General features: G+C 67.6%; 17 protein-coding genes. 14 read left to right on the forward strand and 3 right to left on the reverse strand.

The genetic code is table 11. The annotated features are described in order from the left end of the window. The 5 genes from Acor_RS32880 to Acor_RS32900 all read left to right on the forward strand — a co-directional run. On the forward strand, nucleotides 1-1,104 hold a 1,104-nt coding region (locus tag Acor_RS32880; RefSeq protein WP_155340677.1), incomplete at its 5' end, for a DUF3427 domain-containing protein. Between the two features lie 74 nt (nucleotides 1,105-1,178). Further along, nucleotides 1,179-1,550, forward strand: coding sequence for a DoxX family protein (locus Acor_RS32885; RefSeq protein WP_155340678.1), 372 nt, complete (start codon nucleotides 1,179-1,181; stop codon nucleotides 1,548-1,550). Nucleotide 1,551: 1 nt separating this feature from the next. After that, entirely contained in the window at nucleotides 1,552-2,010 is a 459-nt protein-coding gene (locus Acor_RS32890; protein WP_170317187.1) for a MarR family winged helix-turn-helix transcriptional regulator, read from the forward strand. 16 nt (nucleotides 2,011-2,026) lie between these two features. Next, on the forward strand, nucleotides 2,027-2,614 hold the full coding sequence (locus Acor_RS32895; RefSeq protein ID WP_155340680.1) for a phosphoribosylanthranilate isomerase: 588 nt from the start codon (nucleotides 2,027-2,029) through the stop codon (nucleotides 2,612-2,614). Nucleotides 2,615-2,844: 230 nt separating this feature from the next. After that, entirely contained in the window at nucleotides 2,845-4,686 is a 1,842-nt protein-coding gene (locus Acor_RS32900; protein WP_218034622.1) for a DUF2075 domain-containing protein, read from the forward strand. Here the strand turns inward: Acor_RS32900 and Acor_RS32905 are convergent. Beyond that, nucleotides 4,676-6,529, reverse strand: coding sequence for a DUF2075 domain-containing protein (locus tag Acor_RS32905; protein WP_246239468.1), 1,854 nt, complete (start codon nucleotides 6,527-6,529; stop codon nucleotides 4,676-4,678). The two genes, Acor_RS32900 and Acor_RS32905, sit on opposite strands and share 11 nt — an antisense overlap. Nucleotides 6,530-6,731: 202 nt before the next feature. Between Acor_RS32905 and Acor_RS32910 the strand changes: the two genes are divergently transcribed. Continuing rightward, complete coding sequence (locus tag Acor_RS32910; RefSeq protein WP_246239475.1) at nucleotides 6,732-7,976, forward strand: cytochrome P450; 1,245 nt, start codon at nucleotides 6,732-6,734, stop codon at nucleotides 7,974-7,976. Here the strand turns inward: Acor_RS32910 and Acor_RS32915 are convergent. Next, the gene (locus Acor_RS32915) at nucleotides 7,963-8,760 is read right to left on the reverse strand and encodes a response regulator transcription factor (protein WP_170317188.1); all 798 of its coding nucleotides are present in this window, start codon (nucleotides 8,758-8,760) and stop codon (nucleotides 7,963-7,965) included. The two genes, Acor_RS32910 and Acor_RS32915, sit on opposite strands and share 14 nt — an antisense overlap. Before the next feature lie 151 nt (nucleotides 8,761-8,911). On the opposite strand from Acor_RS32915, the gene Acor_RS32920 reads away from it, so the two are divergent. Then, nucleotides 8,912-9,754: a hypothetical protein gene (locus Acor_RS32920; protein WP_155340682.1), complete on the forward strand. Its 843-nt coding sequence runs from the start codon at nucleotides 8,912-8,914 to the stop codon at nucleotides 9,752-9,754. Between the two features lie 10 nt (nucleotides 9,755-9,764). Here the strand turns inward: Acor_RS32920 and Acor_RS32925 are convergent, their stop codons facing one another. Next, a complete protein-coding gene (locus tag Acor_RS32925) occupies nucleotides 9,765-10,121 on the reverse strand; it encodes a nucleotide pyrophosphohydrolase (RefSeq protein WP_155340683.1) in 357 nt (118 codons plus the stop codon). A gap of 208 nt (nucleotides 10,122-10,329) precedes the next feature. On the opposite strand from Acor_RS32925, the gene Acor_RS32930 reads away from it, so the two are divergent. The 7 genes from Acor_RS32930 to Acor_RS32960 all read left to right on the forward strand — a co-directional run bounded on the left by Acor_RS32930 (nucleotide 10,330) and on the right by Acor_RS32960 (nucleotide 20,107). Beyond that, nucleotides 10,330-10,500 (forward strand): hypothetical protein, encoded by a 171-nt coding sequence (locus Acor_RS32930; RefSeq protein ID WP_155340684.1) that lies wholly within the window; start codon nucleotides 10,330-10,332, stop codon nucleotides 10,498-10,500. After that, a complete protein-coding gene (locus Acor_RS32935; RefSeq protein WP_155340685.1) occupies nucleotides 10,497-11,378 on the forward strand; it encodes a hypothetical protein in 882 nt (293 codons plus the stop codon). Before Acor_RS32930 ends, Acor_RS32935 begins: the two co-directional genes overlap by 4 nt. Before the next feature lie 103 nt (nucleotides 11,379-11,481). Continuing rightward, complete coding sequence (locus tag Acor_RS32940) at nucleotides 11,482-11,946, forward strand: hypothetical protein (protein WP_170317189.1); 465 nt, start codon at nucleotides 11,482-11,484, stop codon at nucleotides 11,944-11,946. Between the two features lie 164 nt (nucleotides 11,947-12,110). After that, the gene (locus Acor_RS32945; RefSeq protein ID WP_155340687.1) at nucleotides 12,111-13,640 is read left to right on the forward strand and encodes a TIGR02677 family protein; all 1,530 of its coding nucleotides are present in this window, start codon (nucleotides 12,111-12,113) and stop codon (nucleotides 13,638-13,640) included. Then, nucleotides 13,637-14,794 (forward strand): TIGR02678 family protein, encoded by a 1,158-nt coding sequence (locus Acor_RS32950; protein ID WP_155340688.1) that lies wholly within the window; start codon nucleotides 13,637-13,639, stop codon nucleotides 14,792-14,794. The genes Acor_RS32945 and Acor_RS32950 overlap by 4 nt, the downstream gene beginning before the upstream one ends. Continuing rightward, nucleotides 14,794-18,882: a TIGR02680 family protein gene (locus tag Acor_RS32955; RefSeq protein WP_155340689.1), complete on the forward strand. Its 4,089-nt coding sequence runs from the start codon at nucleotides 14,794-14,796 to the stop codon at nucleotides 18,880-18,882. The genes Acor_RS32950 and Acor_RS32955 overlap by 1 nt, the downstream gene beginning before the upstream one ends. After that, entirely contained in the window at nucleotides 18,875-20,107 is a 1,233-nt protein-coding gene (locus Acor_RS32960) for a TIGR02679 family protein (protein WP_155340690.1), read from the forward strand. Before Acor_RS32955 ends, Acor_RS32960 begins: the two co-directional genes overlap by 8 nt. Nucleotides 20,108-20,128 lie beyond the last annotated feature (21 nt).

Here is a 20,128-nt window from a genome sequence, read left to right on the forward strand (position 1 = left end):
TTGGATTTCATCGGCAACCAGCACCGGCGGTTCCGGTTCGACCGTCGCTATCGCGCGCTGACGGGCGCGAGCCGTACCGGCGTGGCCCGGGATGTGGAGGCGGGGTTTCCGCTGCTTCCCGCCGGCTGCCATATCGATCTCGATCGTGAAGTGGCCCGGCTGGTGCTGGCCAACATCCGGCAGACGCTCCAGCTGCGCTGGGCCGACCTGGCCGCCGAACTGGCCGCGCTGCCCGAGCCGACCACGCTGGCCGCCTTTCTCGAAGAGACCGGGCTGGAAGTCGGAGACCTCTACCGCCGCAGGAAGGGCTGGTCGGAACTTCGCCGTGCGGCTGGGCGAGGAAAGGCGGCCGGGCCTGACGACAAGAAGCTCGGGCAGGCGTTCGGACGCATGCTCCACACCGACGACGCGGAGCGCCTCGATTTCGTCCGGCACATTGTCGACGGCGGGGCCCTGCGCGGCGTCCGCCACCATCGGTTGCTCGCCATGTTGGACGCCACGCTTTGGGGCGGCACGAATCCGGCGTCCACCGCTGAGGCGCGGCTCGCGGATTTACTCCGTCATCCCGACCGGGTGAGCGAACTCCGCGAGCTGTCCGCCCTGCTGGCCGACGGTCGGCGGCGCGTGACGCTCCCGTTGTCCGGCGATATTCCGCTGCATGTGCACGCGACGTACAGCAAGAACGAGGCTCTGGCCGCATTCGGTGTGGACAAGCCCGGCCATATGCGGGAAGGCGTGAAGTGGGTGCCCGAGGCGCAGGCCGACCTGTTCTTCGTCACCATCGACAAGTCGACCGGCCACTATTCGCCCACCACCATGTACCACGACCGGGCGATCACCCGGGAGAGCTTCCAATGGGAATCGCAGTCCACCCTGCGCCAGGTCAATCCCACCGCGCAGCGCTACAGGTCCGGGCGGTCCTCGGTTCACCTGTTCATGCGCGAACACAAACGAGACGAGGGTCTCGGCGCCCCGCCGTACACCTATGCCGGACCCATGTCCTTCGACCACTGCGACGGCGACCGGCCCGTCCGGTTCCGCTGGCGACTGGAGCACGCGCTCCCCGCTGAGGTCTTCCACTACGCCAAGGTCACCGCCGGCTGATCCGCCCCGGCCAATACATGAGGCTTCAAGTTGCCTCCGATAGCTTGAAGCATCAAGTTTCTAGGGAGCGCAATGTGAACGTATTCCTCTGGGTCCTGCAGGGACTGCTCGCCGCCTTCTTCGGGCTCGCCGGGGTCATGAAGGCCACCCAGCCGAAGGAGAAGCTTCAGGCGAACATGGCCTGGACCGAGGACTTCTCCGACGGGGCCATCAAGGCGATCGGCGGGCTCGAACTGCTGGCCGCGATCGGCCTGATCCTGCCCGCCGTCACCGGCATCGCGCCGATCCTCACCCCGCTCGCCGCCACCGGACTCGTCATCGTCATGATCGGCGCCGCGATCACCCACCTGCGCCGCAAGGAGCCCCAGGCGGTCGCCATCAATGTCGTCCTGCTCGTCCTCGCCGCCGTCGTCGCATGGGGAAGGTTCGGTACGTACGCTTTCTAGCGTGGAACCACGGGGCGGATGGCTGGACGACACGGAACAGCGGGCATGGCAGGGCCTCCTCGCCTTCGCCATGCTCGCACTCCCCGAACTCGAACGCGCCCAACGCCGCCACGGCCTCGTCCACATCGAGTACGGCCTGCTCGCCGCCCTCACCGAACGCCCGTTCCGGCTGAGCGACCTGGCCTCGATGCTGAACATGTCCCAGAGCCGGCTGAGCCACCGCATGAACAAACTCCGCGACCGCGGCTGGGTGTCGGTCCGCCAGTGCCCCGAGGACGGGCGCGTGACGATCGCCGAAATCACCCCGACCGGCCGCTCCCTGGTCGAGAAGATCGCCCCCGAACACGTCGAAGACGTCCGCAGACTCGTCTTCGACAACCTCGACCCCAAACAGACCCGCGCCCTGGCGGACGCGCTCACCGCCGTCATGTCCGGCTTACGCACCTGCTCCCCGGACTGACGTAGTCTCTCGATTCGTGTACGTGAAGATCTGCGGCCTGCGCGAACCCGCCCATGTGACCGCCGCCGTCGAAGCGGGCGCCGACGCCATCGGTTTCGTCCTGACCAAGAGCAAACGCCAGATCACCCCCGCCGAGGCGAGAACGCTCGCGGAGGCGATTCCTCCGCATGTCCTCACGGTCGCGGTGTTCGCCGGTGAACCACCGGAAGTCGTGCGCGCGCTGGCTGTCGAGGCGGGAGTGCAGGCCGTCCAACTGCACGGAAACCATCCGCACAGCGACTTCGTCGCCCTCAAAGACCTCGGAATCACCCTGGTGCGCGCGGTGACTTCGGACGCCGACCTCCGCTGCGGCGCCTACGACGAGGACCTGCTGATCGTGGACGCGCCCAAACCCGGCTCCGGCGAACCATGGAACTGGTCGGCCGTCCGCGACCGCCCTACGGGCAACTGGATGCTGGCCGGCGGCCTCGACCCACACAACGTGCGGCAGGCCATCACGGAGGCGAACCCCTGGGGCGTGGACGTATCCAGCGGCGTCGAACATGAAGGCCGAAAGAGCCCCGACCTCATCCAAGAATTCGTGGCAGCGGCCCGGCACAGCTGAATCCTTGGATCACTACTGATTCATGAGACACCTGGGCCTTTCGTCCGACTACTGCCGTTAGCATCGAACCCGTTGATACCGCGGCCGACGGGCTTCCGCTCAGAACCTGAGCACGGATACGTCCCCATACCGCACGAGCTTTCGTGCTGTCTGGGGGTCTACTGGTGGTACCCGCTCACCGATCATCGGCCGCAGCCTTACGCCGTGATCTGTCCGCGAACAGATCACTCGTGGAGAACACCCTGCTCAAAAAGCTGGCCGAGAATGTCAAACGCCAGCGCGGGCAGGCGGTCAGGACGGCTGAGAAGAAGGCGTGGCTTCATAGCCTGTCCGAATTCGTCCGCGTGCTGGACGACGCGGGGTTGGGCGCCGTCGAGGTCCTGGTCGAGTTCCCTATGCCGCACTGCAAGCTCAGCAGTGCCGACGTGGTGCTCGCAGGTGTGCACCCGGTAACGCGAGCCGACGCCTATGTTGTCGTCGAGCTCAAGCAGTGGGGCAGCGCCACTGCCGTCGATGCAGATGCAGACCTGTTCGAAGTACCCGGACTGCCTCCCAAAAGCCACCCAGCCGAGCAAGTCCTCAAGTACCGCAACCAGATAGCGAACAACTTTGGAGCGCTCGATGGGCATCCCGAAGCAGTCAAAGCAGTGGTCTATTTACACAACGCCACCCACACCACCGTGGGAGACCTTCTGCTCGGCGCGGCTGTCGAGGGCGTCCCTCTGTTCACCAGTTCCGAGCGCGGCGGTCTGATCGAGTATCTGCGCCGCAATCTCGCCGACGAGCCGGGCCATCTGTCAGCGGACCGGCTGCTGCAAAGCCCCATCCGCCCCAACCAGCACTTCCTACGCAAGGCCGCCGACGTGATTCGCGGGGTTGGGCAATTCGACCTGCTCGATCAGCAGCTCGACGCGTATAACCTGGTGAACGCCCGGACACGCCTAGCCTCCCAGGCGAATACGAAACGCGTGGTGATCATCGTCGGCGGGCCGGGCAGCGGCAAATCGGCGATCGCCCTTTCCCTGGTTCGGGAGCATATTAGGCAGAACAACAGGGTCGCATACGCCACCGGCTCACGAACCGTCACCAAGACACTGCGCCAGCACGTGGCTCGGAAGGACGCGCAATTCGAGGGGTTCTTCAGATACTTCATGGAATTCGCCAACAGCAAGCACAACGGACTCGATCTTCTCATAGCCGATGAAGCACACCGCGTGCGCAAGAACTCCTCCGACCGGTTCCGAGCGGAATGGCGAAGCAACGATCCGCAGATCAAAAGCATCATTAACGCCGCCCACGTGCCGGTCTTCCTGTTGGACGAGCACCAGGTCGTCAAGCCGGACGAGGTCGGCACCGTCGCGGCGATCATCGCGCAGGCACAGGCACTGGACGTTGCGTATGACGTGATTCGCTTGGATGGGCAGTGGCGTTGCGGCGGTAGCGCGGTCTATGACCAGTGGGTGCTAGATCTGCTCGGCCTCGGTCCCTCCGACGGCGAATGGAACGGCGGTATCGACCCGGAGAAATGGCCCGGCGACCCGAACTTCGACGTCGTTCTCGCGAACTCTCCGGAAGACATGGAAGAGTTTCTGCGTGCCAAGCTCAGCGACGGGCTCAGCGCCCGCATGACCGCGGGGTTCTGCTGGCCGTGGAGCGATCCCAACCCCGACAAGACGCTGATTCCCGACGTCATCCTTGGGACGTGGGCGCGTCCGTGGAATGCCAAGACCACACGTGACAGGATAGGCTCCGCCCCTTCCAGCCACTACTGGGCCACGGCGGACGGCGGATTCGAGCAAATCGGCTGCGTGTATACGGCGCAAGGACTGGAATTCGACTGGGTGGGCGTGATCATCGGTCCAGATCTGGTGGCGCGCGCGGGAAAATTCGTCCCGCGCCGCGAGTACAGCAGGGACAAGGACCTCATTCCCGCCCGCGTAACATACGAGCAGTTCGGCCGACATGTACGGAATGTCTACAAGGTTCTGCTAACCCGAGGGCTGCGAGGAGTCGTGATCTACGCCGCCGACCCGGAGACCCGCGAATTCCTGGCGGCGCTGATCAACGCATGATCGTGGCCAGGTAGCGCTGGAGGTCCGGATCCACGGCATAAATCAGTGTTCCGCGCATGCCTCTGGTCAGCAAAACCTTGTAGACGTTGCGGACGAGCTGGTCGAAGTCCGTGTCGGGGACGGATCGGCTCTTGAACGCGGGATCTCTGTTCTTGCTGCGTACGGTGACCAGACGCCCGTCCCGGACGGTGAGGTCGGGGCCGAGGATGACGCCATTCCAGTCGTACTCGAAACCCTGCGCAGTGTAGACGCAGCCCACCTGGCCGAAACCGCCAGGTTCGCTGGCCCAAAGCATGCTGGGCGGTGCGTCGCCTACGGAGCGGTCCTTCTTGACGTTCCAGGGCCGGGCCCAGTCGCCTATGACGATGTCGTCGACGAGGGTGTCGTTGGGGAGTGGGTCGCTCCACGGCCAGCAGAATCCGGCGGTCATTCGGGCGGTGCCGGATTTGCGGCGCAGTTCTGATTCCAGCTCGTCCGGAGAGCCGACCAGCCGGACTTCGAAATCATCGTCTCCGTTCCAGGGCCGCGGGGCGTCGTCAGCCAGGCCGAGAAGGCTCAGCACCCATCGTTCGTATTTGCGGCTGCCGCCGCATCGGAACTGCTCGTCGAGGGAAACGTGATGCACCTCGTAGCCCTGGGCGCGGGCGAGGGTTTCGATGCGTTCCACGGTGCCGACTTCGCCGGGCCGTACAACCTGGTGCTGGTCGAGGAGGAAAACCGGGACGCGCGCGGCCGACAGGAGTTCGTCAAGCTGGCTGCGGCCGGTGCGTTTCGCGGCGGGGGTGAAGCGATTGGTGGAGGTTTCGCGGATCCGGTGGGCCTCGTCGCAGATCAGCACTTCCAGGTCTTTGGGGTCGGCGTCCGTGAAACTGTTGAAGTAGGTGAACAGGTTCTTGATCCGGGTGCTGCCCCGGCCCGGGTAACGGCGCAGTGTCTGGGTGAAGGATTGGGAACCTGTGGCATGCAGGGCGGTGCGGCCCTGACGGTATAGCTCGCCCAGCAAGGACAGGGCAATGACGCTTTTTCCGCTGCCGGGACCTCCGGTGACCAGGACCACTTGTTTGGTGCCGGTTCGGCGGGCCCTCACGACGGCGCGCATCACCAGTTCATACGCGACTTGCTGTTCGTCCAGGAGAGTGAACTGTTCTCTTTCCCGGATCTCCTTGGCCGCGTACGCCATGAGTTGCTTGCTCGGGGCGACAGCGCTGTGCAGGAGCCGGTCGGCGGCGTCGGCACCGGACTTGTCGGCCAGCCGATCGCCCAGATAGCGCAGGAATTCGCCGCGGCGCTGTTTGGTGAAGAGGCGGCTGCGGTCGTCGCGGACCTGGTCGGCGAGACCGTCTACATCCAGGTCCATGGCATTGTGCAGGTAGGCGGCACCGTGCACGGCGTCTGGGCTGTCCTTGAGGACACCCAGGAAGTCGCGCATGTATTCGCAGTAGCGGCGGACCTGTTCGGCTGGGTTGAGGGTCTCCCCGCCGGGAGCGCCGTCCACAATGACCAGGTGTTCGCCCTCTTCGGACGGCTCGGCGCGGCTCCACTGCTTCAGTTCGACCACCACGTACGAGTCTGCGCCCGTACGGGGATGGACGCCGGCCAGAACCACGTCGGCGCGTCTGCTGGTCAGCGGGAGTTTGTACTCCACCAGCATCTCGACCTTGTTCAAGCCCGCGTCCGCCAGGTCGCGAGCCAGCGCGGGCAGACTCCGCTGCCAGGACCTGACCTCCGCCGGGGACGGGCCGCGCCCGGTCGTCATGCGCACGTGTTCCGCGATCGCCGCCGCCAGGGCGGCCTCGTTCGGTGACGCGAGCAGGTTCTCGACAGACAGCCGCAACGCCGTCACAGATTTCCCCCGGGCAGCACGAGAAGACTCGTGCGGGTGGGGGCCTATCCAGATAACGCCGGAAGCCCGTCGGGCCGCATCACATGGTCATCTAGAGGTTAGCGGGGGCACCTCGCAGACGGAACCGAGATCTCACATCATCGAGGGCCATACGTAATTCTCCTCATATGCCGTTGCTGCCTGCCATTTTACTGTCGGCGCATTGGGCCAAGAAGAGGAGATCGTGCCCGTGGCCAGCAACGACCTGACTGCTCCGGACATCCTGTCGACCGACTTCGCACTCGATCCCTATTCGGTGTACGAGACGCTGCGTTCCGGCTATCCGCTGATGTGGCATGAAGCCATGGGGAGTTACATCATCAGCCGGTACGCCGATGTGGAACGCGCCATGAAGGATCCGGCCTTCTCCAACAGGAACTATGACTGGCAGCTCGAACCCGTGCATGGGCGGACGATCCTGCAGATGGATGGGCGTGAGCATGCGACCAAGCGGGCGCTGATCAGTCCCGCGTTGCGGGGGCGGGATCTGGCGGAGAAGTTCACGCCGATCATCGAGCGGAACAGTCGCGAGCTGATCGACGGGTTCGCCTCGGAGGGGCGTACGGATCTGGTGGCGAGTTTCGCCAACCGGCTGCCGATCAGCGTGATCGTCGACATGCTGGGGCTGCCCAGGGACGATCATGAGCGGTTCCACCAGTGGTACAGCTCGATTGTGGCGTTCATCTCCAATCTCACGCAGGATCCGGCGGTGGCCGAAGCCGGGTTGCGGACGAAGGAGGAGCTGACGGCCTATCTCATGCCGATCATCGAGGCGCGCCGGGCCGCGCCGCGCGACGATCTGCTGTCCACGCTGTGCACAGCCGAGATCGACGGGGTGCGGATGACGAACGAGGAGATCAAATCGTTCGTGAGTCTGCTGCTCGCGGCCGCGGGTGAGACCACTGACAAGGCCATCACCTGCCTGGTCCGGAATCTGCTCGACAATCCCGACCAGCTGGCGGCGGTCCGCGCCGACCGTACCCTCATCGACCGGGCCCTCGCCGAGACCCTGCGCTACTCCCCCGTCGTCCAGATGGTGATGCGCCAGCCCGACGCCGACGTCGAACTGAGCGGCGGCGTGATCCCGGCCGGCAGCACGGTCACCTGTCTGATCGGCGCCGCCAACCGCGACCCTGACCGTTTCGCCGAACCCGATGTGTTCGACCTGTTCCGTACCGACCTTGACCTGAAACGGGCCTTCACCGCGGGTGCCAATCACACCGCGTTCGCGTTGGGACGGCATTTCTGTGTCGGCGCGCAGCTCGCCCGCGCCGAAGTCGCCGTCGGCATCGGCCTGCTCCTCGACGCCGTACCCGACCTGCGGCTGGCTCCCGGCTTCACCCCCGTGGACGCGGGCGTGTTCACCCGCGCGCCCGAACGCCTCCTCGTCGAGTTCACTCCCGCCTGACCCCGGGCGCGCGCAGGATCCCGAGGCGCTGCGCGCGCAGGACGGCCGACAGGCGGTCGGCGGCGCCGAGCTTGCGGTAGAGCTTCTCCTGGTGTTTTTCGACGGTACGGATGGAGATGTTCAGGCGGCGGGCGATGCCGTACGCCGAATGACCGTCGGCCATCGCGGTGAGGACCACCAGCTCCCTTGGGGTGATCTTGAGGTCGGTCACCACCGCGTCCGCCGAGCGTGACCCGCTCTCGCGCCATCGGTCCAGGTAGCGCAGGTGCCGGTCGACGGCGATCAGCAGCGGCTGGAGCCGCCGGGCGACCGAGAGGTCGCGTTCGGCGAAGTCACGGTTGGCGAGCTGGATGGAGAGCCCGCGGAACGGTTTGGCCTGTAGGGGGACGCCGAGCGCGTGGGTGGTGCCGAAGAGTTCGCGCATCTTCGCGTACGCCTCGGTGCGGCGCCACGATCGATTGGGCATCAGGTCGCTGCCCCGCATGGGGGTGAGCGATTCGGTCACGCCGTAATGCACGGAAAGCGGATGTTCGGTGATGATCGTCCGGTGGACCGGCGAGCCTGGCGGGACCTGGTGGGCCGCCAGGCCTGGCTCGATGTCGAGCATTTCGCCGTCGAATCGGGAGTAGTCCACCTTCACGCGGGTGAACACGTCGGCCCGGAAAAGCGAGTCGAGCAGTTCCTGGCCGATGAGCTGCCACGCGTCCCCCGGTTCGCGGGCCTGAATGAGGGCGGCGGCGAGCCCGATCATCCGGTCGTAGTCACGCGTGGACGGCTGCGACATGGACTCCCCCGACCTCGCTCGTCTCCCCTCCATTGATACGTAAGCGGAGACCTGCCGTCGATAGCCGCCTTGTTTCGGCTCTGGAAACCATTTGTGCACGCCGCCGGCCGCGCGGTTCCATTGGATCACTACCAGTCACTCATGGAGAAACGTGGCCCACAAACAGCTGAGACCTGCCAACGCGCGCCAGACCGACGACCGGCTCAAACTCCACCTGCGGACGATCCGAGCCGACGGCCGCGAATTCCAGGTCATCACCCTGCGGCCCGGCACCCGAGCCAGATTCTCGACGAACTATTACCACGGAACCTGGCACGTCCTCTCCGACCCACACGGCGCCCGGCTACTGGCCAGACTGCTCTGGGGCCTTTCCTACCAACGCCGTCCGGACACCCTCATCGTCATCGGCCACGACCACCTCGACCCCAACCCCTTCGACGCGGAAACGCCCACGCCCATCGCGCTGGTCCCCGCCGACCTGACCCACCTTCCCCACAAGACCGCCAATCGAGTACGGCAAAGCCTCTCCGCGCCAGGACCCTCGCGAAGCACGGTTCGCTGGCACACCTGGGGACTGGACGCCGAAGTCGACCGCTACCGGTCGATGCGGGCCGATCGCAGCTGGTGGCAGGAATACCACCCCGATCCCGACAGCCGGGGAGCCGAAGTGAACATGATCGGCGGCATGCTCACCTTCCGCGGCTCCGCAACCCTCCTCCGCAGCTGGGCACTTGGCGTGGCCACGCTGGGCGAGCACCTCTACTACGGCATGGACTACGTCGAAATCGACCATCCCGATTACGAGGTATGCAGATCCAACGGCGAAGTCCAAACCTTCCTCGACTACCACCGGAAGGTATCCACCGCCAAAGTCTCCAGACGCGAAATCCTGAGTTCCGCCCCGGCATCAACCGACCCGGCCACTCTCCGCCCACTCATCTGGAACCACACCGAAACGATCCGCGACCGCCGACGGCCTTTGAAGGCTACGTAGAGCGCCGAATTCAGTTGGTTGCCGGTGGCGCCTTGCGGGCGGAACCCCGGTAGAGAGCAGGGTCGTAGCGGCGGGCGCTTTCATCGAGCTTGGCGTGTGCGGCGGCGACTAGGTCGATACCGAGAACATCGGCGAGGCGGATCAGGTAGAGGGTTACATCGCCGATCTCCGCACGCACCCGACCAAGCGCCTCGTCGTCCAGGTGCTGGGACTCATCAGCCGTCAGCCACTGAAATTCGGCCACCAACTCGCCGACTTCACCGGAAAGCGCCATGGCGAGGTTCTTGGGCGTGTGGAACTGCTCCCATTCCCGGACCCGCACGAATTCCCGCAGGCGCACGGCCAGCTCTTCGAGATCGGTCGTCATGTCTGGTGACCCTAACGCACCTGAGCAGGGCGTCCTGGTGTCGGCCAGCCCTCCTGATATCAGGATCCAGTCGCACACATGCTCGACATCTCCTGTACCTTGATCGCTGCGCTTCGTTTCCTCACCAAGCGGATCAGGCCAGCCGACCATGAGCACTCCCTTTGACGTGTACACCCGACTGCGTCACCTTTTCCCCGATCATGGGTGTTTGTCCTGGATCAGAACCGGCGACACAACCTTCCCCAACCTGGTCCGCTGCTTAGGCGGGGACGAAGCCACCACAGAAGCGGCCACGTGGGATGAGGTGGGAAGCACGGCGTACGAGGATCTGGACGAGGACACCGCGGGCATCATGCTGGTCGCCCGGCACGGCGAGTGACGGTGCTGGTGGAGCCGTTCACCGTGCGCGGCTCCAGTCCGACGATCCTGCGTGCAGTCGCCGCAGACATTGAGGCTTACAGCATCCTCTGGACGACAAATCTGGATATCGCCATCACGTACGTGGCGAAAGGGCAGCTTGTCGCCACTCTTGACGCGTTCGATCTGGACAGTATGCCCCCGAGATCCGGTCGTGCCTGGCTGGCGGCGCTGCCCGTGACGGCGGAGCAGTGGTCGGACAACTGGATGGCCGCCGCGCTGGCCGTCGGCGAAGAACTGTCCGGGGTTCGCCTGGACCGCGCATGGCTTGGACAATCACACCAAAGCGTCCGGCTCTATCCTCTTCCACCCCGGGAACCGAGCCTGGAAGACCTACTCGACGCCGACATGCGCGCCATCGCCGCCCAGGATCCCCGCATCGGGGCAATCACGGCAGAACCCACCCACGACAAACTCCCGGAGATCATTCGCATCGCAGCCGAACTGGCCGTGACCACCACCGGCCTGGACGGCCCTCTCATCGACGAGGCGATGCGCCTGATCGACACCGGCGACCGTGGCGAAGCCGCCCGCGAGGTGAGCGACCGCCTCCACGCCCTCCGCGACGAATACCGGGCCCAGATCCCCATCGCGCAACGCGCTACGACCGATCGGGGAGAGGTAGACATCGTTGGTCACGACAGCGAATATGGCCGCCTGGTGCTGAAGACCAACGCGGTGGAAGCGCTCTGCTACGCGCTGAACCCCACCATCGAACTCGTCGACGCGGCCCGTCGAACCGTCCTAGCCGCCGGCATGACCCAGCTCAGCCAGGAAAACGGCGACAGCGATCGGGAACGCACACTGAGCGTGATCACCTACTGCCTCCAAACCCGGTAGTTCGCACAAACAGATCCGGAGGCAGAAAGTGGCATATAACGCTCGCGTCGCCCCGGTGCGGCAGTCGTATACCCTGTTCTGGTGGTGGTGGCTGGCCTTCGGCGTGGCGTTGTCGGACTCGGCTTGGATGATCTTTTTTCTGGTGCTACCCGAGTTCGCGATGTACGGATCGATCAGCTGCGGTTGGACGACCTACAGCGATTCGCCTCAGTGGAAGTGGGAGTGGCTGGCCAGGCTCGCACCCGTCGACGCCTTCCTGGTCATCGCGATACCCGTCCTGCTGATCCTGTTAATCATCCTGATCGCCCGTCGCGGCGCAGGTCATCCCCGCGCACATCAGTGGAGCGCTTTCGCCGCCATCACCCTGTTCGTCGTCGACTATCTGGTGATGCGCGCCTCGATCTGCGTGAATCCAATCCCGCTGGGCGCCAACTGCACCGCGGACCCGGCCACCTTCAGCACCCTGACCTGGGAACAGGTCACGTGGGCCTTCGCTCCGGCCATATTCGTCGTGATCGGCGCGGCGATGGGCCTGCGCCCGATGACAGCCTCGCGGCGCCGGCCCTGAGGTCGGCGAGAGCCACCCCGACTAGCACCCACACCTGAGGATCCAGCCGGGCCACCCGCGATTGAGGTCATGCTCTTGGCGAATGAGGTGCCGTCATTGTCCGAGACGGATAATGATCTGCGATTCCGCCGTCGTTCGTCCTTTCCATCGGGGAAACTGGCGGCATGGCCCCTCAACCCGAGGATGTGCTCACGTTCGCCCATCTGAGTGCGCCGAATTCGGCGCTGTACCGGGACATCCTGCGTGTCTTCGCGCGGGCGAAAGAACGGTTCACCGTGCATCTCCGCCCGGAGGACGTCGCCGCCGAATTGCGCCGGGACAGCGATGAGCAGATCGGGGCGGCGCTGGAGAAGCTGGTGGCCTGGGGCAACCTGCACGCGGACGCCGACACCAGCCGGGTCACGTCGGTGGAGGATTTCCACCGCAAACGACAGCTGTTCCAGCTGACTCCGGCGGGACACGCGACCGAGCAGGCCATCGCGTTCTACGAGGAGGCGATCGGGCGGCGTGGCGCGCTGCAGTCGGTGGCGCTCGGCGATATCGCGGAGCAGCTCCGGGCGCTGGCGAGTCTGGCGGGTGAGGCCGAGCCCGATCCGGCCAAGGTGCATCTGCTCCTGATCTCTCTGGCGGAGCGGTTCTCGTCGCTGGCCGACAACGCGCAGGCGTTCATGGGCTCGCTCCGGCGGGCGATCGATTTCTCCGACGGCAATGTGGCGGGGTTCATCGCGTACAAGGAACGGCTGATCGACTACATCAATCGGTTCATCGCCGATCTGGCGAATTCGGGTGCTCGAATCGCCACCCTCCTGAACGAATTGGAGGAGCGCGAACACGAACGGCTGCTGTGGCAGGCCGCGCATCGCGAGGCCACCGACGCCGTGCCTGAGGGGGACGACACCGCCGACGCGTACGCCATCGCGGCGAACGACGCGTTCACGTCCTGGCAGAACCGGTGGCGTGGGCTCAGGGACTGGTTTCTCTCCCGGGACGGCGGGCGGCTGTCGCAGGCCAGGCTGCTGCGGCAGGCGGCGATCACCGCGATCAAGCAGCTCATCGACACCGTCGGGCTGCTCAACGAACGCCGCTCGGGTCGTTCGGACCGGGCCGCGGACTTCCGCGTGCTGGCTCGCTGGTTCGCCGAGGCCCCGGACGAGGAGGCGATGCACCGGCTCTGGCGGTCGGCCTTCGGGCTGACCTCCGCGCGGCATCTCACCGTCACACCCGCGACGGTTGACCTGTGGCAGGACGTCCCGGCCTCGACGCCTTGGCGCGAGGCGCCGCCGATCAGGATCTCGCCTCAGCTTCGCCGTACCGGATCGTATGAGCGCCGGGGCAAGCCGAATCGGGTCACCGATCGCAGTCAGGCTCGCCAGTTGCTGCGGGAGTTCGCTGACCGGGAAGCCGCGGAGACGGCCGCCGCTCGGGCGCGGCTGCATACCGATGGGCCTGTGCTGCTGTCGGAACTGGGGGTGCTCGATCCTCGGGCTTTCCGCCTGTTTCTCGGGCTGCTGGGTGACGCGCTGGCCGCGCGGCACCCGGACGAGACCGAGGTGAAGACGGTGACCAGTGACGGCTCGATGGAGGTGCGGCTCACCGTGGTCCCCGACGGGGGTCCGGTCCGCGTTCTGACGGCCGACGGTGTGCTCACCGGGCCCGAGCATGTGATCGAGATCACCGACCTGATGGCCTCATGACGCCGGAAGACCTGGCCCAGGCCCGGAAGGCGCTTCGGGGCCTGCTGGTCAAGCCGCTCCTGACCGTCGAGCACGACGCCGAGCTGCTGATCCTGGTCCGCCGTCATCTGACCGTGCTGCGTGAGTGGCTGACCCGCGAGACCGGATGGCGGCTGACGGCCGATTCGGAGACCGCACGGCTCTTCAAGGTGACGGCGGACACGTCCGACGTCACCCATCCGGCCAGGAGCGCACGGGGCGAGCCGTTCGGCAGGCGACGGTATGTGGTGCTCTGCCTGGCTCTGGCCGCGTTGGAGCGAGCGGATGCGCAGACGACGCTCGGAAGGTTGGCCGAGGACGTGCTCAGCTCCGCGGCCGAGCCTGAGCTGTCGGGAGGATCCTTTGTGTTCACCCTCGACAGCCGAGGCGAACGCACCGATCTGGTGGCCGTCGTGCGGCTGTTGCTGAACTGGGGAGTGTTGCGCAGGGTTTCGGGTGACGAGGAGGCGTACCTGACCGAGACCGGCGACGTGCTCTACGACGTGCGCCGGCCGGTGCTGGCGGCGCTGCTCACCGGGACGCGAGGACCGTCCACCATCACCGCGACCGCCTTCGAGGAACGGCTGGCCGAACTGACGGCCGAGCCCGTCGCCGACACCGACGACCTGCGCAATCAGGAACTCCGCCGCCGCCTCACCCGGAAGCTTCTGGAGGACCCCGTGCTCTACTATCGCGGCCTGGACGAAGCCGAGCGCGCTTACCTGACGTCGCAACGGCATGCGATCACCAACAGGATCGAGCAGGCGACCGGCCTGATCGCGGAAGTGCGGGCCGAGGGCATCGCGATGGTGGACCCTGCCGACGAGCTGACCGACGTACGGATGCCTGAGCAGCGAACCGACGGCCACGTCACTCTCCTGGTCGCCGAACGCCTGTCCACGGGCGAGGAATACACTCTCGACGAGCTCAGAGCTTTTGTCCGGCAGGCCGCCCTGAAGCACCTCGGGTTCTGGCGTAAGGGCGTCACCGACACCGGCGCCGAGCACGGCCTGCTGGCCCAGGCGCTGACCAGGCTCACCGCCCTCCGCCTGGCCGAGGTGGACGGGGATACCGTCCGCGGCCTGCCCGCCATCGCCCGCTATGCCGTGGCCAACCCCGTCATCAAGGGAGACTGATGCCGACCGCCCCGACCTCGGAACGCTGGAAGCCGCTGCGTGCCGGGCTCGTCGACATGTTCTACTACGACGTGGAAGAGTTCCACTTCCACCAGGGCCGCCTGCTCCTGCGCGGCAACAACGGCACGGGCAAATCCAAAGTGCTGGCGCTGACCCTGCCTTTCCTCCTCGATGGAGAGCTCTCCCCGCACCGCGTCGAACCGGATGGCGACCACCGGAAGCGGATGGAGTGGAATCTGCTGCTGGACGGCAAGCACCCGCATCCGGAACGGCTCGGCTACACCTGGCTGGAGTTCGGCCGCCTGAACGCGGACGGAAGCCCGGAGTTCCGTACCATCGGGTGCGGCCTGAAGGCGGTCAAGGACCGCGGTATCGCCCGGAGCTGGTTCTTCGTCACCCAGCAGCGCGTCGGCGTCGACCTGCACCTGATATCTCCGAGCGGCACCGCGCTCACCAGGGACAAGCTCCGCGACGCCGTCGAAGGAGCCGGACTGGTCTTCGACCGCGCCGCCGACTATCGCCGCGCGGTCGACGACGCCCTGTTCGGACTGGGCGAATACCGTTACGCGGCGCTGGTCAACCTGCTCATCCAGCTACGCCAGCCGCAACTGTCCAAGAAACCGGATGAGAAGCGCCTCTCCCGAGCCCTCACCGAGGCACTGCCCCCGCTGAGCCCCGCCTTGATCGCGACGGTGGCCGACGCGTTCCGCGGCCTCGACGAGGAACGCGACGCGCTCCGCACCCTGACGGAGGCGCGCCAGGCGGCGGACGACTTCCTGACCCACTACCGCCGGTACGCCGCCATCGCCGCCAAACGCAAGGCCGCCGCCCCCCGGCAGACCCACAGCCGGTACGAACACCTCAGCCGCGACCTGATCGACGCCGACACCCGGCACACCCGCGCCGACGCCGACCTGGTGACCGCGCGTGCCACGCTCGACGACCTGGCGGCCCAGCAGGTCAGACTCGACGCCAGAGCCGAAGCGCTCCGGCAGAGCCCCGAGATGCGGGACGCGGAACGCCTCAGGCAGACCGGCGCCGAGGCGAGCCGGCTGGCCGCTCACGCCCTGCGGAGCGAGCAGGAACGCGACCGCCTCGCCATCGACGTCGGCCGGGTGCGGATCAGGGCCACGGCCGCCGACGGCAAAGCCGAAGCGGCGGCCCGCGAACTCCTTGCCGCCGGTGACCTGGCCGTGGCGGCGTCCCGCGCGGCGCGCTGCGAGACGGCGCATCTGGCCCTCGTGGACGGGGTCACCGATCCCGGTCAGGTGCGCGCGGCCAAGCGGGAATCCGAAGCCTTGGCCGTACGGCGCGAGCAGGCGGTGACCGGCCTGGAACGGCTCCTGAAACAGGTGGCGGAGGCGCGAGGACGGCTGGCCGGAGCGCAGGCCGACGTGGATCGGCTGAGTGCGGAGCTGCAGGCCGCCGCCGAACGCATCGGTGCCGCCGAGGAGGCCACGGACGCGGCGAGGGACGAGCTCAGCCGCGCCTACGGGCGCTATCTGGCGGAGCTCACCGAACTGCGGATCGAGGATCCCGACGCCGTACTGGCGGCGATGGACTCCTGGGCGGTCACGGCCAACGGGCCCAACCCGGCCACAGTGCTGGTGGACGACGCGGCCAGAGCCGCCCCCATCCTGCTCGGCGGCCAAGGGGCCGAGCTCAACGGCGCACTGCGCGCAGCCCGCGCGACCGCCGCCGAACTGGGCGCCGAGATCGCCAAGCTGGAGGCGGGCGGCCATGACACCCCGCCGATCCCGCACACGCGCGGGCCACAGGCGCGGCTCGGCCGTCCCGGCGCGCCGCTGTGGAAGGTGATCGACTTCGCCGGGGCCGTACCCGCCGATCATCGCGCCGGGCTCGAAGGCGCGCTGGAGGCCGCCGGGATCCTGGACGCCTGGGTGACTCCGGACGGAAACCTCCTCGTCGAGAACGACACGGTCGTCCTGCCAGTCGGGCCCGTGGCCGGACCTACCTGCGCCGGTCTCCTGCGTCCGGTCATCGATCGCGCCGACCCGCAGGCCGCCGCCCTGTCCGATGACGTGGTCGAGCGCGTGCTCGCCGCGATCGGGCTCGGCGCGGGGCACGGGCCGGCCTGGGTGACCGTGGACGGGCGATGGGCCAACGGCGTGCTCACGGGGTCGTACCGCAAAACCAGCGCCGACTACATCGGCGAGGGGGCCCGCGAGGCCGCGCGCCGCGCCAAACTGATCGGGCTCCGCGCCGAGCTGGCGCGGAAGGAACGCCAGATCGACGACCTGGCTTCGCAGGTCAGGGCGCTGACCGTGCGCCAGGACGCGCTCGCCGCCGAACATCGTGCCCTGCCGTCCGACGCCCCCGTCCGTGAGGCGCACGTCAGGCTCGCCGCCGAGCACGGCAGACGCCGGGAACTGGTCGCCCAGCACACCCGCGCGGCCACGATCGCGCTCGAACGGCAACACGACCTGACGGAGGCCCGCACCCGTACCGACGAATTCGCCGGCGACGTCGGCCTGCCCACCGACGCGGAAAGCCTGGCCGACGTCAAGGCCGGTGTGGGCGAATATCGGCTGAGCTTGGCCCGGCTGTGGCCGGCCTTTCACGCCCTGCGCGAAGCGCGCGAAACCGTCGCCGACACCAGGACGCAGCTGGCCGAGGCCCAGCAGCGCCTGGACGCCGCGATCGAACTCTCGCTCGGCGCGCGAGCCGAGGCGGACGGGGCAGCGGAGATCCACCGCGTGCTGACCGAGACCGCCGGCGCGGCCGTCTCGGCTCTCAACCAGCAGTTCGATGAGGTACGGAAGGCGCAGCAGACCCGCGCGCAGGCGGAACGCGAGGTGCGCGGTCAGGAGCGGAAGGCGCTGGAGGAACGCGGGAAGGCGGAAGGCCAGCGCAACAACCTGCGCGTCCAGCTCGAAGAGGCGGCCATCGCGCGGGAAACGGCGATCCGGGAGTTCCGCGCTTTCACCGCCACCGGTCTCCTGAAGCTCGCCCTCCCCGACCAGGAGATCCCCGACCCGGCCACGGAGTGGGCCGCCAAACCGGCCGTGCTGCTGGCCAGAGAGGTGAACGCGCGCCTCGAAAGCATCGACGACGGGGACCCGCTTTGGGAGCGGATCCAGCGAAAGGTCGCCGAAGAGCACAAGCTGCTTTCTGACGTCATGGCCCGGCAAGGCAACTCGGTCGGCCTCAGCGTCCCGAACGGTGTGATGATCGTCGACGTGGTCTTCCACGGCCGCCGCCAGGACGTCGCCGGTCTCGCCGGGGGCCTGGCCCGGGAGAGCGCCGACCGCGCCGAGCTGCTGTCGGCGAAAGAGCGCGAGATCCTGGAGAACCATCTGCTCAACGAGGTGGCGGGCACCCTGCAGGAGCTGATCACCGATGCCGAGTCCGAGGTCCGCGAGATGAACGCCGAGCTGGAGTCCCGGCCCACCTCGACCGGGATGCGCCTGCGCCTGATCTGGAAACCCGCCAAGGACGCCCCGGACGGGCTCGTCCGGGTCCGCGACAAGCTCCGCCAGCAGGTCGACGCGTGGGCGGTCGCCGACCGGGCCTCGGTCGGCGCGTTCCTGCAGCAGCAGATCGCCCGCCAGCACTCCGACAATCCTGCCGCCGGCTGGACCGAGGCCCTGACGAAGGCACTGGACTATCGGGGCTGGCACGAGTTCGCCATCCAGCGTCTGCAGGACGGCCAGTGGCGGTCCGCCTCCGGTCCGGCCTCGGGTGGAGAGCGTGTGCTCGCCGCGTCCATCCCGCTCTTCGCCGCCGCGTCCGCGCACTACAAGTCGGCGGGCAACCCGTACGCGCCCAGGCTGGTCGCGCTGGATGAGGCCTTCGCCGGGGTGGATGACGATTCCCGGGCCAAGTGCCTGGGGCTGCTGGCCACCTTCGACATGGATGTGGTGATGACCAGCGAGCGGGAGTGGGGCTGCTACCCGCAGGTTCCCGGCCTCGCCATCTGCCAGCTTTCCCGCCGTGACGGCATCGACGCGGTCCTCGTCACGACGTGGCGATGGGACGGCCAGGAACGCCGGAGGACGGAACAGTCCGTCCCTTCGCTGCCGATCGAGCGATCAGCGATCCCGCAGGGCGGTCTGTTCGATGAGTGAATCGGCCGAACGCCTGGAACGGCTGCTCGGCCGGGACGAGATCGCCTGGCTGGTTGAGCGGGTTCGTCGCCGCATCGCCCAGGGCAGGCCGCTGACCGGCAGCGTCTCACTCGGGAAGGCGACGCCGTCGCAGCGGCGGACGGTCGAGTCCCTGCTGGGCCGCAGAGCGGGCACCGGTGCCTCGCTCACGGTCTCCCTCGACGAGGTGGACCAGGTGCTGCGCGCCAGCGGGGCCGCCCCCGAAGGTCTGGCCCAAGCCGTCACGTTGCTCCGCGGCCCGGTCGTGAACACGGCCGAGGAGAACGCGGCAGGTGACGCGCGCTGGCAGGCGGCGTTCGCGCCCCTGGATGCCCACCTCGCCGCGCGCCCGGTCCTGCACAGGTGGCGCTCCTGGTTGGACGCCACCGGCTTGGTCCGGCGGCTTGCCCCCACTCCCGACCAGGCGGCCCCTTTGCTGGAGGTGCTGACCGCCGTGCTGGCCCGGCTTCCCTCTCCCGGCCTGCCCATCGGCCGGCTGGCCGCCGAGACCTGCTCGGACGCGCACGCGCTCGACGAAGGCCGCCCGCTGGCCACCCTCGCCCTGTCCGCGGCGAAAGCCCTGTCCGGTCTGCCGTTCGCGGCCGACGGCGGCGCCGACACCCGCCGCCGCGCCTGGGCCGCCGTCGGCGTGCATCTGGACGAGCTGTCCTCGCTCGTCCTGTGCCTGGGACTGCCCGGCGACGACACCACCCCGACGGGGCGCATGCTCGCCATCGCCCGGGCCGCGGGCGAGCCGTGCGCCCTCACCCTCCGCCAGCTCGGCCGGCACGACGGTTCCCTCGCGGGCGGCTTGGTCCGCCTCTGCGAGAACCCCGTCGTGGTCGCCAGCGCCGCCGACCAGCTCGGGCCCGCCTGTCCGCCCCTGGTCTGCGTGAGTGGCAGACCGTCCGTGGCGGTGTGGCGGCTGCTGGACCTGCTCGCCGCCGGGGGCGCGTCGTTCGCCTACCACGGCGACTTCGACTGGGGTGGGATCGCCATCGCCACCGCGATCCATGAGCGGTACGGAATCGTGCCGTGGCGGTTCGACACCGCCGCCTACGAAGCCGTGCCGTCCGCGAGACCGCTCACCGGACGGCCGCTCCCGACCCCGTGGGACTCCGGGCTGGCCGGCGCGATGGCCCGGCGCGGCGTCCGCGTGGAGGAGGAACTCGTCCTCGCGGACCTCCTGAGCGACCTGACCACGTAAAAGGGGTGCCGGGGCGAACCC

The organism is Acrocarpospora corrugata (assembly GCF_009687845.1).
In the GTDB taxonomy this organism is placed as follows: Bacteria; Actinomycetota; Actinomycetes; order Streptosporangiales; family Streptosporangiaceae; genus Acrocarpospora; species Acrocarpospora corrugata.

Excerpts from the sequence above, each read along its gene's own strand:
- Acor_RS32915 (WP_170317188.1), bottom strand. The coding sequence starts at position 8,760 with ATGTCGCAGCCGTCCACGCGTGACTACGACCGGATGATCGGGCTCGCC.
- Acor_RS32925 (WP_155340683.1), bottom strand. The coding sequence starts at position 10,121 with ATGACGACCGATCTCGAAGAGCTGGCCGTGCGCCTGCGGGAATTCGTG.
- Acor_RS32945 (WP_155340687.1), top strand. The coding sequence starts at position 12,111 with ATGGCCCCTCAACCCGAGGATGTGCTCACGTTCGCCCATCTGAGTGCG.
- Acor_RS32950 (WP_155340688.1), top strand. The coding sequence starts at position 13,637 with ATGACGCCGGAAGACCTGGCCCAGGCCCGGAAGGCGCTTCGGGGCCTG.
- Acor_RS32955 (WP_155340689.1), top strand. The coding sequence starts at position 14,794 with ATGCCGACCGCCCCGACCTCGGAACGCTGGAAGCCGCTGCGTGCCGGG.
- Acor_RS32960 (WP_155340690.1), top strand. The coding sequence starts at position 18,875 with ATGAGTGAATCGGCCGAACGCCTGGAACGGCTGCTCGGCCGGGACGAG.